Genomic DNA, 12,055 nt, shown 5'->3' with positions numbered 1-12,055 from the left:
GCCGCTCTCAGAACTTGGTCTTGCAGCCCTGCTTCAGGTGCACGCCGCGCAGGAAGCCGCGGCGGGCCAGGCCGGCGTCGACCACGGCGTTCATGTGGCGGTCGGCCGGAGCCGCGCCGGTCACCTCGCGGACCAGGCCGCGGAAGGGGATGATGCTGTTGATGATGGTCTTACCGCCCGCCTCGGCCAGCTTGCCGGCGCGGTTCTCGGTGTATTCGTTGCCGACCGAATAGTCCGCGCCCAGCACGGCGTTCAGGTTCGTCACCTCGCTGGCCAAGGCCCGGCAGGTCTTCAGGCCCTTCAGGCTGTAGGGATCGTTGAAAGCCTTCTCCAGGATCGGCGGAATCTCGCGCTTGGACATGCCGACGTCGCGGGCCGGCTGCGAGCCGATGTCGACCGCCTTCTTCTTGGCCTCGCCCCAGCGGCCGCCGGGCTCGTCGGGCGTGGACGGCGGCTTGACCTGGGCCAGGGCGGCGGGCGCGTGAACCGACGTGGCCAGCAAGAGCCCCGCCCCGACCATGACCAACAGCTTTCGAGACATCAAAACGCCCTCCACCGGGTGAACACCGATCAGGAACGGCAAGCGTGGCTTGGGGTTCCCGCGTCCCGCCCCCTTAAGGTGAAGCTTAGTGCGCCGGGGACGCCGCTTCCAGGTCAAAGGCCGCGTCAAAGGCGTCCTCGCCCGGCACGGTTCCTGCCAGGGCGGCCTCGAAAAGCGCTTCCAGCGCGTCCCAGATGAAGGTCAGCTGCTCCAGCACGGCGGGGACCCTGGCGGCCTCGAAGCCGGGATAGAGATCCTCGACCAGCCACAGCCCGGTCTCGGCGTCATAGCCGAACCGGCAGCCGATCAGGCGGAACTGGGCCAGGGCCACGGTCTCGAACAGGGCGGTCAGGTCGCGGGCCTCGGCCAGGTCCTCGGGGGCCAGCACCAGGCAGCGCGCCTGCAGCCAGCCGTGGTCAGGCAACAAATAGAAGGCGCCGTCGTCGTCACCGCCGGAAACCTCCAGCCCGCGATCGATCGCTTCCACCACATAGCCGGCGTCGCGGCAGACCGTGGCGAGGCTGTCCAGCAGGGCGGCTTCTTGGTCGGCGGTGAGGTCGGTCATGGGGAGGGCTCCAGCTTCGCGCGGAGAAGGTCTAGCACGAGCACCCGCCATCCTCTCCACCGTCATTCCCGCCACAAGGGCGGGAATGACGGCTTGAATTGGAACGCTGGTGACGGCGCTGGAGTCCTAGCTCCGATAGTCCCCGTTGATCGCCACGTACTGCTTGGTCAGGTCGCAGGTCCAGACGGTGGCCGAACCCTTGCCGACGCCGACGTCGACGCTGACCTCGAATTCCTGGTTCTTGACGTAGGCGCTCATCTTGGCCTCGTCGTACTCGGCCGAGATCAGGCCGTCGCGGGCGGCGTAGAGGTCGCCGAATTTGACGCTGATCCGCTCGCGGGCGACCGGCTCGTCGGCGCGGCCCACGGCCATGACGATGCGGCCCCAGTTGGCGTCCTCGCCGGCGAAGGCGGTCTTGACCAGCGGGCTCTCGGCGATGGTGCGGGCGATCTTGCGGGCGCTGGCGGGGCTCTCGGCGCCGTTGACGGTGATCTTGACGAACTTGGTCGCCCCCTCGCCGTCCTTGACCAGCTGCAAAGCCAGGTCCAGCAGCACGTGCTCCAGCTTGTCCCTGAAGTCGGCCAGGCGCTTGTCGCCCGGGCGGCTGATCTTGGGCGCGCCCGACTGGCCGGTGGCGAACAGCAGCAGGGTGTCGTTCGTGGACCGATCGCCGTCCACCGTCACGCAGTTGAACGTCGTGCGGGTGTAGAGGCTGACCAGGGTCTGCAGCGCCGCCGGGGCGATGGCCGCGTCGGTGGCCACGAAGGCTAGCATGGTGGCCATGTCGGGCGCGATCATGCCCGAGCCCTTGGCGATGCCGGCGATCTTCACTTCCACGCCATCGATTATCGCCGTGGCGTAAGACCCCTTGGGAAACGTGTCGGTGGTCATGATCGACCGACCGGCCTGGGCCCAGGCGTCGGCCGTCAGGCGGCTTTCGACCTCGGGCAGGCGGGCGGTGATCTTGCTGTCGTCCAGGATGACGCCGATGACGCCGGTCGAGGCCATCATCACGTCGCGCTGGCGGCAGTCCAGGCGCTTGCCGACCGCCGTGGCCACGCGGCGCACCGCGTCGGCGCCGGGCTTGCCGGTGAAGCTGTTGGCGCAGCCGGCGTTGACCACCAGGGCCCGGACGTCCGCGCCGCCGCTGGCGGCCAGTTGGCGCTTGCACCAGTCGACCGGGGCCGAGCCGACGCCGTGGCGGGTGAAGACGCCAGCCGCCGAGGTCCCCTCGGCGAAGCGCATCAGCAGCAGGTCCTCGCGCTCGTGCTTGTAGAAGCCGGCGCGGCCGGTGGCTATCTCCACGCCCGGGATCGGCGGGATCAGCGGGAACGGCACGGCCAGCGGCGAGACCGCCAGGCCCGGCTTGCCGGCGCCGGTGGCGGCCGGCTTGGCGGCGGGCGAGCCCTCGCCGGCCGACTTCTGGGCGCGGCGCAGGCCGGCGCGCTTCAGGGCAGAGGTCAGCGGATCGACCAGCGCGCGCTCGATGGCCGCGCTTGCGGCGGCGACGGGATTGGCGGCGATCGTGGCGGGCGTGGCTTCTGGCGCCTTCGCGGCCGTCTTCTTGCCGGAGGCTTTGGGAGTCTTGGTCATGGCCGCTTCTTACTTCTTGGCGGGGGCGGGTTGGGCGGGGGCGGCGCCGAGGCCGGAGCCCCGACCGGCGCCTCTGGCGGGGCCGAAGCCGGCTCCTGGGCGTTGTTGACGCCCGTGTCCTGGGCCTTGCCGATCAGCATCTCGACCTTGGCCGAGCCGCGCAGCTTCTCGAGGATGTCGCGGACCTGGTCATAGGTCAGGAACCGCACGATCTGCGGCCGGGCGGCCTCGAGCGTGATCGGCTCTTCGGTGCGCTTGTCCTCGACCTTGACCAGCACCCAGCCGCCCTCGGCCGCGAACGGACCGACCAGGGCGCCTTTCTGGGCGTCCTTCAGGGCCACGCCATAGGCTTCGGGCATCACGTCCAGGGTGAAATAGCCCAGGTCGCCGCCGTTGAAGCGGGTGGCCTGGTCGGTCGAGCGCTCCATGGCCAGGGCGTCGAACGAGGCGCCGGAGGCCAGCAGCTTCTTGACGCTTTCGGCCTCGGCCTGCGTCCCGACCAAGATCTGGCGGGCGCGAATCTCTTCCGAGCGCTTCGAAAGCTTCTGCTGCTCGGCGTAGAGCTTGCGGATGGCGTCCTCGGTGACGGCCTTCTCGACCACGCCCTCGACCAGCATGTCGCCCAGGATGCGCTCGCGGGCCGCGGCCAGGCGGCGCTGGGCGACGGCTTCCTTGTCGATCTTGCGCTTGGTCGCCTCGGCGGCCAGCAGCTTCTGGTCGATGACCTCGTCCAGGCGCTGACGGAACACCTCGCTGGAGATGTCCAGCGGCTCGCCCTCGCTGATCAGGCCCTGGGCCACGGCCTCGCGCTTGACGTCGCTGGCCCAGATCACCTGGCCGTTGACGCGCGCCACGGCGGTGTCGCCCGGTTCGGGCGGCTTTTCGGCGACCTTGTTCTGACCGCAGGCGGCCAGCACGAGGACGCAGGTGACGGCGGTGATCAGACTCGCGAGGCGGAAAGTGGTCTTCAAGGCCAAGATCTCCGGCTTTGTTGAAAGCCGCTCTAGCGCGGTTTTTCGCCAAGAGGAAACGGGTTCGACGTCGAAAGCGTTCGGGTGGACGAAAACTGAGGCGGGACGGCCACTAACCGGCCGGAAAGCCTTAGTTGCGCCGGGGTCTTCGCGTTGACACCAACAAGGTCGGTGCTTAAGTCTCCGGCCGCAATGGAATAGCGGATTTCTCCGCTGATCCGGCGCGACTTCATCTTCCGTAGTCGAGGCCTTCCAGCCTTAGCGCCGGCCTCCTCGTCAAAACGTCCCTTTCGGATTCCCCCTGCATGCTTGGTCTCGCCAAAAAGCTCTTCGGCTCTTCCAACGAACGCAAGGTCAAGACCTTCGCGGCGCGGGTCGCGAAGATCAACGCCCTGGAATCCGAATACGCGGCCCTTTCGGACGAGGCCCTGAAGGGCAAGACCGACGAGTTCAAGGCCCGCCTGGCCCAGGGCCAGACCCTGGACGACCTGCTGAACGAAGCCTTCGCCGCCGTGCGCGAGGCCTCCAAGCGCGTGCTGGGCATGCGCCACTTCGACGTCCAGATGGTCGGCGGCATGGTGCTGCACTTCTCGGGCATCTCGGAAATGCGCACGGGTGAAGGCAAGACCCTGGTCGCCACCCTGCCGACCTATCTGAACGCCCTGGAAGGCAAGGGCGTCCACGTCATCACCGTCAACGACTACCTGGCCCGCCGCGACGCCGACTGGATGGGCCAGATCTACAACTTCCTGGGCCTGAGCTACGGCGTCATCGTCAACGGCCTCAGCCAGGGTGAGCGTCAGCGCGCCTACCGCAGCGACATCACCTACGGCACCAACAACGAGTTCGGCTTCGACTACCTGCGCGACAACCTCGTCTACAGCGTCGAGGAGATGGTCCAGCGCGGCCACAACTTCGTCATCGTCGACGAAGTGGACTCGATCCTGATCGACGAAGCCCGCACGCCGCTGATCATCTCGGGCCCGACCGAGGACCGCAGCGAGTTCTACAAGACGATCGACGTGCTGGTGAAGCAGCTGATCCTCGACAAGTCGAACTACGACCACGACGAGAAGCAGAAGCAGGTCATCCTGACCGAGGACGGCCAGGAGCGGATCGAGGAGATCCTGATGGCCGGCGGCCACCTGGCCGAGGATTCGGCCGGGCTGTACGACGCGGCCAACGTCTCTGTGGTGCACCACGTCAACCAGGCCCTGCGCGCCAACGTGCTGTACACGCGCGACAAGGATTACATCGTCAAGGGCGGCGAGGTGATCCTGATCGACGAGTTCACCGGCCGCATGATGACCGGCCGCCGCCTGTCGGAAGGCCTGCACCAGGCCATCGAGGCCAAGGAAGGCGCCGACATCCAGCCCGAGAACCAGACCCTGGCCTCGGTGACCATCCAGAACTACTTCCGCCTCTACAAGAAGCTGTCGGGCATGACCGGCACGGCGTCGACGGAAGCGCAGGAATTCGACGACATCTACAAGATGAGCGTGTCGGAGATCCCGACCAACCGCACCATCCAGCGCATCGACGACGACGACGAGGTCTATCGCACCGAGCGCGAGAAGAACGAAGCCATCCTCAAGCAGATCGCCGACTGCCACGTGCGCGGCCAGCCGATCCTGGTCGGCACCGTCTCGATCGAGAAGTCGGAAGAGCTGTCCAAGCTGCTGGCCAGCTTCTCGTTCGAGAACAACGGCAAGAAGCAGAAGGGCATCCCGCACCAGGTGCTGAACGCCCGCTTCCACGAGCAGGAAGCCGGCATCGTCGCCGACGCGGGCGTGCCCGGCGCGGTGACCATCGCCACCAATATGGCCGGCCGCGGCACCGACATCCAGCTGGGCGGCAATGTCGACATGCGCCTCGCCAACTGGCGTCAGCAGCAGCGCGGCATGGGCCTTGAGGTCACCCACGAGGACGAGGTCGAGGAGCGCGCGCGCATCGAGGCCGAGATCGCCGATCGCAAGAAGCAGGCCCTGGACGCCGGCGGCCTGTTCGTGCTGGGCACCGAGCGCCACGAGAGCCGCCGGATCGACAACCAGCTGCGCGGCCGCACCGGCCGTCAGGGCGACCCCGGCCGCTCGAAGTTCTTCCTGTCGTGCGAGGACGACCTGCTGCGCATTTTCGCCGGCGAGCGCCTGGACGCGATCATGCGCACCTTCGGCGTCCAGGAAGGCGAGGCCATCACCCACAAGTGGCTGAACAACGCCATCGCCACGGCGCAAAAGCGCGTCGAGCAGCGCAACTACGAGATCCGCAAGAACCTCCTGAAGTACGACGACGTAGTCAACGACCAGCGCAAGGCCGTGTTCGAGCAGCGCCAGGAGTTCATGGAGAGCGACGACCTGTCGGACATCATCGTCGAGATGCGTCACGACACGATCGACGACTTGGTCGCCCGCCACCTGCCGCCCAAGGCCTATGCCGAGCAGTGGGACGTCGAGGGCCTGAAGGAACGCGTCCAGTCGATCCTGGGCCTGGACCTGCCGATCGAGGCGTGGGCCGCCGAGGAAGGCATCGCCGACGAGGAGATCAAGGACCGCATCCAGAAGGCAGCCGACGAGTACGCCGCCCAGCGCGAAGTGATCATCACGCCCGAGCAGATGCGCTCGGTCGAGAAGAACTTCCTGCTGCAGATGATCGATCTGCAGTGGCGCGAGCACCTGATGCACCTGGACCACCTGCGCAACGTCATCGGCCTGCGCGGCTACGGCCAGCGCGATCCGCTGAACGAGTACAAGACCGAGGCCTTCTCGCTGTTCGAGAAGCTCTTGGGCGACCTGCGCACCAACACGACCCGCTGGCTGATGACGGTCGAGATCGCCTATGCCGAGCCGGAGATCCCGCACACGTCGCTGGACGGCCTGCAGGAGGTCCACTTGGACCCGCTGACCGGCGAAAACGCCGCCGTCGCCGGCGCGATCCCGGACGGCCTGTCGCCCCAGCAGCGCGAGGCCCTGCCGGTCTCGGCCCTGCCGGAAGGCTGGGACCGCACCAACCGCAACGCCCCCTGCCCCTGCGGCTCGGGCAAGAAGTTCAAGCAGTGCCACGGCTCGCTGGTGTGAGCCTGAGCTGAGCTTAGAGACAAGAACGCCCGCCCCGGGGAGACCGGGGCGGGCGTTTTGTTTTCAGAGCCAAAAAACTCCACCTCCCCGGCGAAAGCCGGGGAGGTGAGATTGGTTGCCTCGCCCTACCCGATCTTCTTCAGCACGAACTCGATCGCGCATTCGCCGACCGTGGTGCGGGTCTGGTCGAAGCGGTCCACGCCGATGCGCTGGTTGAGCTCGTAGCGGAAGGTGGCGTCCATCAGTTCGATCTTCTTGATCTCGACGTTCGCCGACAGGCCGGCCAGCAGCTCGGTCAGGTTGATGCTGGCGCTGGACCACGAGGCCTTCTTGAAGATCGTGAAGGTGTGCTTGTGGTCGTCGTTGAAGGTAGAGGGGAAGACACCCTGCTCGTACAGGTCCTCGTCCGGGATAAGGCACACCAGGTGCCCGCCCGGCTTGAGGATCCGCAGCCAGTTCTCCAGCGCTTCCTTGGGGTCGCGCATGTGCTCCAGGCAGTGCGAGGAATGGACGAAGTCGAAGGTCGCGTCGGCGACGCTCTCCATCAGCTGGGCGTCGCCGTCGGGCAGGTCCCAGCCGCGGCACGACTTCATCAGCGGGAAGAACTCGTAGTACTGGCCGATCGTGTCCTCGCCGGCCCCGATGTCGATGCCGTCGCCGACGATGTAGCGGGTCGCGTAGCGCGAATCCTTGATCTTGTGAAAAACCGACTTGCTGGATTCGTGCATCGACCTGGCCCCACCGGACACGTTCACCGGAACCGCCAACTGGCGGCGAACCGCGCTCGCGGTCAAGCGCGGAGGCGCGCCGCCAAGGCCCCCGCCGCCGCCAGCACGACCGCCGCCACGATCGCCGAGCTTCGCAGGCCCGCCACGACATCGACGCTCGCCAGCGCGCCGAAGATCGCCACCCCGGCCGCCCCGCCGACCTGACGACAGGCGTTGAGCGCGCCCGAGGCCGCGCCGGCCTCGTGGCGGTCGACGCTGGCCAGGAGGCCGCTGGTCAGGGCCGGGATCGCCAGGCCCATGCCGCCGGGGATCAGGGCGAAGCCGGGCAACATGTCGGCGAGGCCGCTGTCCACGCCCAGCCGCGCCGTCAGGGCGTAGCCGCAGGCGGCGACCAGCACTCCGCCCGTCGTCACCGTCCGCGCGCCGAAGCGGGCCACGAGGCCGCCGCTGACCAGGTTCGAGACGATGAAGGTCGCCGTCAGCGGCAGAAAGGCCAGGCCCGCCCGCGACGGGCTCCAGTGCAGGGCCCGCAGCATGTAGAGGCCCAGCACGAAGATCAGGCCGTAATAGGTGAAGTTCAGCGCCGAGCCGACGACCACCGCCGTCCAGGCCGGGCGCTTGCGGAAGACGCTCAGCGGCATGGTCGGATGGGCCGTCCGGCGCTCGAACAGCACGAAGGCCCCGGCCAGCAGGAGGCCCGCGACCAGGGCCAGCAGCGGCCCGCCGCTCCAACGCCTGTGACCGCCTTCGATCAGCCCGCCGACCAGCAGCGAGACGGCGGCGACGACCAGGGCCTGGCCAGGGAGGTCCAGCGGGACCCTGGGCTTGGCCGGGGTCAGCGGCGCGACCAGCAGGGTCAGCACCGCGCCCAGCGCGCAGATCGGCAGATTGACGAAGAACACCCAGCGCCAGCCCAGCGTCTCGACCAGCAGGCCGCCCAGCACCGGCCCCGCGGCGATCGACACCCCGCCGGCCGCCGTCCACCAGCCCACGGCCGAGGCGCGCTTGCCATGGTCCCCCTCCCTTCCATCATTGGGCGCGGCGTGGGCGATCAAGGCCAGCGACGGCGGGATCAGCAGCGCCCCCGCCGCGCCCTGGGCCACGCGGGCGGCGATCAGCATCAGCGGGCTCGCGGCCAGGCCGCAGGCCGCCGAGGCCAGGCCGAACAGCACCAGCCCCGCCACGAAGGCCCGGCGCGGTCCCACCCGGTCGCCGATCGCCCCGGCCGACAGCAGCATGGCCGCCAGGGCCAGCACATAGGCGTCGACCACCCACTGCAACTGGGCCGTCGGCGCGTCGAACGCCACGCCGATCGCGTCCAGCGCCACGTTGACGATGGTCACGTCCAGCTGAGTGACGAAGAAGCCGAAGCTGGCGGCGGCGGTGATCAGGGACAGGCGGCTGTTACGCATGGTCCTGGACTTGCCCCGATCCGGCGTCCGGATGCTACACGCGCCGATGAACCATTCCGCCGGCGATGGCCCTATGATGCTTGTATGGACGCCAACATCGCCACCCCCGCCGCCCTGATCGGCGACCCGACCCGCGCGGCCATGCTGCAGGCGCTGCAGGACGGCCGCGCCCAGCCGGCCAGCGCCCTGGCCTGGGCCGCCGGGGTCACCGCCCAGGCGGCCAGCAACCACCTGGCCAGGCTGGTCGACGGCGGCCTGCTGGCCGTCGAGCGCGAGGGCCGCCACCGCTACTATCGCCTCGCCAGCGCCGAGGTCGCCCACGCCATCGAGGCCCTGTCGGTGCTGGCCGCGCCGGTGCGCTCGCTGGAAGTCCCCCGCTCGCCCAAGGCCCGCGCCCTGCGCGACGCCCGCTGCTGCTACGGCCACCTGGCCGGACGGCTGGGGGTGCGGGTGTGCGACGCCCTGGTCGCCCGCGACCTGATCCGCCCAGCGGCCGAGAAGCTGTATGAGGTGACGCCCGAAGGCCGCCGCTGGTTCGAGGACCTGGGGGTGGCGGTCGAGACCCTGCGCTCGCCGCGCGGCGTGGCCCGCCAGTGCCTGGACTGGACCGAGCGGCGGCATCACCTGGCCGGGCCGCTGGGGGTGAAGCTGCTGGAGGCCATGACCGCGCGCGGCTGGCTGGCGCTGGAGGCCAAGGGCCGCGCGGTGCGCCTGACGGCCGAGGGGGCGACAGCATTGCAAGACCGGCTGGGGGTGAGTCTGGAGGACGAGGGACGGGTGGCGGCTTAGCGCCCCCTCCGTCTCGCTGCGTATCCGCAGCGATCCACCTCCCCCGCGCGCGGGGGAGGATGGAAGCGTCTTCTCCTCACCCGTGAAACGGGGGAGGTGGCGCGGCGCGGATACGCGCCGTGACGGAGGGGGCGTTCTAAGGCGCCAGCACCACGCCCACGTCCGGCGGCGTCCCGCCCTCCACCTGCGCCAGGAACGCCTGCTGGATCGCCGCCCGCCCCTGGCGCGCGTCGACCGTCAGCCATCGCGGCGCGTCGGCCACGAACCCCGCCCAGGCCGCGCCATAGCGCCGCTCGAACTCGCCCGGCGCCCAGTCCTGGCGACGCTTGGCGATGCGGTCGGGGGCGAAGAAGAACACCGGCTTAGGCCCAGGCAGCTCGCCACCGCCTTTTTCCGCCTCCCAGTGCGTGCCGCCGACCAGCAGCGAAAAGGCCAGGTCCTGGCCGAAGGTCTCATGCACCGCCCTCAGCACCCCGGCGTCGCCGGCGAAGTCGACGAACACCGCCGGCCGGTCGATCGCCGCCGTCGGCAGGTCGGCATAGGTCACGACCTGGTCGTAGTAGCCCAGGGCCTCGACGAACCCGACATTGCGCGGCGAGGTCAGGCCCACGACCTTGGCCGCCCCGCGCTGCTTGAGCAGGTAGGCCAGGCTGATCGCGGTCTTGGACGAGGCGCTGGACAGCACCACGGACTTGGCCCCGAACAGCGCGCTCTCGTCCAGGAGATCCTCGATCAGGAACGAGGTCATGAACAGTGGTTGCAGCAGCGCCTTGTGCGCCTCCAGGCCCCCATGGGGTCCATCTGCGGGCCCGACCGCCTGATACTGGTTGTAGACCAGGGCCATGGGCTGGCGATGGGGCGAGACGTCGGTGAAGCCGGTCTTGCCGACCTTGGCCTGGACGGTCAGGTGGGTCGACATCGGCCAGTAGCCGTAGAACCGCTGGCCGACCGCGATCTCCGGATGGGCCGAGGCCTCGACCCGGGCGTGGCCCCACACGGGCACGCGGCCGAACCCTTCCGGCGCCGGGAAGAAATCCCAGTACTTCATCATCTCGCCGAACACCGCATAGGTGATGTTGTTGGCCGTCAGGGCGAAGCGCTCGATGGCCAGGCGCACCTGGCCGTCCTCCAGCGGCGGCGGCTGGACGTCGCGGAATTGCGTGCGGCGCAGGTCGGACTTGGCGACCAAGAAATCCCAGGCCATCGGAGCCTCCGGTTTGGGGTTCGCGGCGAGTTAAGCCTTCGGCGCGCGATCAAGTCAAACAGGCGTTCGAATTGTCACGGGGACAATGTTTCCGTTGCGACGCCGGCCTCGAAGGCGCAAGCCCCGGCCAGTCCAGCTTGCGATTGGAACGGTCATGACCAACACGCCCCTGCCCTTGCGCCACTTCCTGCTGGCCCTGGCCGTGGTGGCGGTGTGGGGGACGAACTTCGTGGTCATCCGCATCGGCCTCGATCACCTGCCGCCGTTGCTGTTCGCCACCCTGCGCTTCTGCCTGGTGCTGGTCCCGATGGCCTTCTTCGTCAAGCGCCCGGCGGTGTCCTGGAAGAACCTGGCGGCGTACGGCGTGCTGATCGGGGCGGGCCAGTTCGGCCTGCTGTTCGTGGCCATGAAGGGCCACATCTCGCCGGGCCTGGCTTCGCTGGTGGTGCAGACCCAGGTGTTCTTCACCATCGGCATGGCCATGCGGATCAGCAACGAGCGGGTGCAGGGCTTCCAGGTCGTGGCCCTGCTGCTGGCCGCCTCGGGCATCGTGCTGATCGCCGCGCACGGCGGCGGCTCGGCCACCCCGCTGGGCGTGCTGCTGGTGCTGCTGGCGGCGGCCAGCTGGTCGGGCGGCAACATCGTCGCGCGCCAGGCCGGACCGGTGAACATGCTGGGCTATGTCGTCTGGGCCAGCCTGTTCTCGATCCCGCCGCTGTTTCTGATGTCGCTGTGGCTGGAAGGCTGGCCGGCCATGGTCAAGGGCGTGACCGAGGCGGGCGTCTCGACCTGGCTGGCGGTCGCCTGGCAGGCGGTGGGCAACACCATGTTCGGCTACGCCGCCTGGGGCTGGCTCCTGGCCCGCCACCCGGCCGCCACCGTCACCCCGATGGCCCTGCTGGTCCCGGTGTTCGGCATGGGCACCTCGGCCCTGCTGCTGGGCGAGGGCCTGCCGGCCTGGAAGCTGATCGCCGCCGCCCTGGTGCTGACCGGCCTGGCGGTGAACATGCTGTGGCCGAAGCTGCGCGCGAGGATGGTCGCGGCTTAGCACCCAGCCGCTTCCCCGGCGAAAGCCGGGGCCCAGATCGAACCCAGAGCTGCGCAGCAAGCGGCCGGGGCCTAGCTCGGATCCTCCCAAGCCGCTCCTGATGAATCTGGGCCCCGGCTTTCGCCGGGGA

10 protein-coding genes and 1 pseudogene are annotated in these 12,055 nt (G+C 69.0%); 3 read left to right on the top strand and 8 right to left on the bottom strand.

Translation table 11 applies throughout. The annotated features are described in order from the left end of the window. Nucleotides 1-7: 7 nt before the first annotated feature. From MZV50_RS05775 to MZV50_RS05760, 4 genes are all read right to left on the bottom strand, one after another. On the bottom strand, nt 8-541 hold the full coding sequence (locus MZV50_RS05775) for a hypothetical protein (protein WP_252633465.1): 534 nt from the start codon (nt 539-541) through the stop codon (nt 8-10). Between the two features lie 85 nt (nt 542-626). Further along, complete coding sequence (locus MZV50_RS05770; RefSeq protein ID WP_252633464.1) at nt 627-1,157, bottom strand: hypothetical protein; 531 nt, start codon at nt 1,155-1,157, stop codon at nt 627-629. Nucleotides 1,158-1,232: 75 nt separating this feature from the next. Next, nucleotides 1,233-2,699, bottom strand: a complete 1,467-nt coding sequence (gene argJ, locus MZV50_RS05765) for a bifunctional glutamate N-acetyltransferase/amino-acid acetyltransferase ArgJ (RefSeq protein WP_252633463.1) — start codon at nt 2,697-2,699, stop codon at nt 1,233-1,235. After that, on the bottom strand, nt 2,696-3,676 hold the full coding sequence (locus MZV50_RS05760) for a peptidylprolyl isomerase (protein ID WP_252633462.1): 981 nt from the start codon (nt 3,674-3,676) through the stop codon (nt 2,696-2,698). The genes argJ and MZV50_RS05760 overlap by 4 nt, the downstream gene beginning before the upstream one ends. A gap of 299 nt (nt 3,677-3,975) precedes the next feature. On the opposite strand from MZV50_RS05760, the gene secA reads away from it, so the two are divergent. Then, complete coding sequence (gene secA, locus MZV50_RS05755; RefSeq protein WP_252633461.1) at nt 3,976-6,744, top strand: preprotein translocase subunit SecA; 2,769 nt, start codon at nt 3,976-3,978, stop codon at nt 6,742-6,744. Between the two features lie 125 nt (nt 6,745-6,869). Here the strand turns inward: secA and MZV50_RS05750 are convergent, their stop codons facing one another. Continuing rightward, complete coding sequence (locus MZV50_RS05750; RefSeq protein ID WP_252633460.1) at nt 6,870-7,472, bottom strand: methyltransferase domain-containing protein; 603 nt, start codon at nt 7,470-7,472, stop codon at nt 6,870-6,872. Nucleotides 7,473-7,534: 62 nt separating this feature from the next. Continuing rightward, a complete protein-coding gene (locus MZV50_RS05745; protein ID WP_252633459.1) occupies nt 7,535-8,884 on the bottom strand; it encodes an MFS transporter in 1,350 nt (449 codons plus the stop codon). Nucleotides 8,885-8,968: 84 nt separating this feature from the next. Here MZV50_RS05745 and MZV50_RS05740 point away from each other — a divergent pair, with 84 nt between their 5' ends. Then, nucleotides 8,969-9,673 carry an ArsR/SmtB family transcription factor gene (locus MZV50_RS05740; protein ID WP_252633458.1) on the top strand — a complete coding sequence of 235 codons (705 nt, stop codon included), beginning with the start codon at nt 8,969-8,971 and terminating at the stop codon, nt 9,671-9,673. Nucleotides 9,674-9,747: 74 nt separating this feature from the next. Here MZV50_RS05740 and MZV50_RS05735 read toward each other — a convergent pair. Together MZV50_RS05735 and MZV50_RS05730 are read right to left on the bottom strand one after the other, a co-directional pair. Beyond that, nucleotides 9,748-9,825 (bottom strand): annotated as a pseudogene (locus MZV50_RS05735) (hypothetical protein); the annotation flags it as partial. Continuing rightward, a complete protein-coding gene (locus MZV50_RS05730; RefSeq protein ID WP_252633457.1) occupies nt 9,810-10,877 on the bottom strand; it encodes a DUF2855 family protein in 1,068 nt (355 codons plus the stop codon). The gene MZV50_RS05730 and the pseudogene MZV50_RS05735, both read right to left, overlap by 16 nt. Nucleotides 10,878-11,031: 154 nt before the next feature. Between MZV50_RS05730 and MZV50_RS05725 the strand changes: the two genes are divergently transcribed. Beyond that, complete coding sequence (locus MZV50_RS05725) at nt 11,032-11,925, top strand: EamA family transporter (RefSeq protein ID WP_252633456.1); 894 nt, start codon at nt 11,032-11,034, stop codon at nt 11,923-11,925. The last annotated feature ends 130 nt before the right edge of the window (nt 11,926-12,055 follow it).

Origin of the sequence: Caulobacter segnis (assembly GCF_023935105.1) — a bacterium.
In the GTDB taxonomy this organism is placed as follows: domain Bacteria; phylum Pseudomonadota; class Alphaproteobacteria; order Caulobacterales; family Caulobacteraceae; genus Caulobacter; species Caulobacter segnis_B.
This window is presented reverse-complemented; position numbering and strand designations above follow the sequence as displayed.

Bases quoted from the DNA above. Each gene is read 5' to 3' on its own strand.
- MZV50_RS05775 (WP_252633465.1), bottom strand. From the start codon at position 541: ATGTCTCGAAAGCTGTTGGTCATGGTCGGGGCGGGGCTCTTGCTGGCC.
- MZV50_RS05770 (WP_252633464.1), bottom strand. From the start codon at position 1,157: ATGGCGGGTGCTCGTGCTAGACCTTCTCCGCGCGAAGCTGGAGCCCTC.
- argJ (WP_252633463.1), bottom strand. From the start codon at position 2,699: ATGACCAAGACTCCCAAAGCCTCCGGCAAGAAGACGGCCGCGAAGGCG.
- secA (WP_252633461.1), top strand. From the start codon at position 3,976: ATGCTTGGTCTCGCCAAAAAGCTCTTCGGCTCTTCCAACGAACGCAAG.
- MZV50_RS05750 (WP_252633460.1), bottom strand. From the start codon at position 7,472: ATGCACGAATCCAGCAAGTCGGTTTTTCACAAGATCAAGGATTCGCGC.
- MZV50_RS05745 (WP_252633459.1), bottom strand. From the start codon at position 8,884: ATGCGTAACAGCCGCCTGTCCCTGATCACCGCCGCCGCCAGCTTCGGC.
- MZV50_RS05740 (WP_252633458.1), top strand. From the start codon at position 8,969: ATGGACGCCAACATCGCCACCCCCGCCGCCCTGATCGGCGACCCGACC.
- MZV50_RS05730 (WP_252633457.1), bottom strand. From the start codon at position 10,877: ATGGCCTGGGATTTCTTGGTCGCCAAGTCCGACCTGCGCCGCACGCAA.
- MZV50_RS05725 (WP_252633456.1), top strand. From the start codon at position 11,032: ATGACCAACACGCCCCTGCCCTTGCGCCACTTCCTGCTGGCCCTGGCC.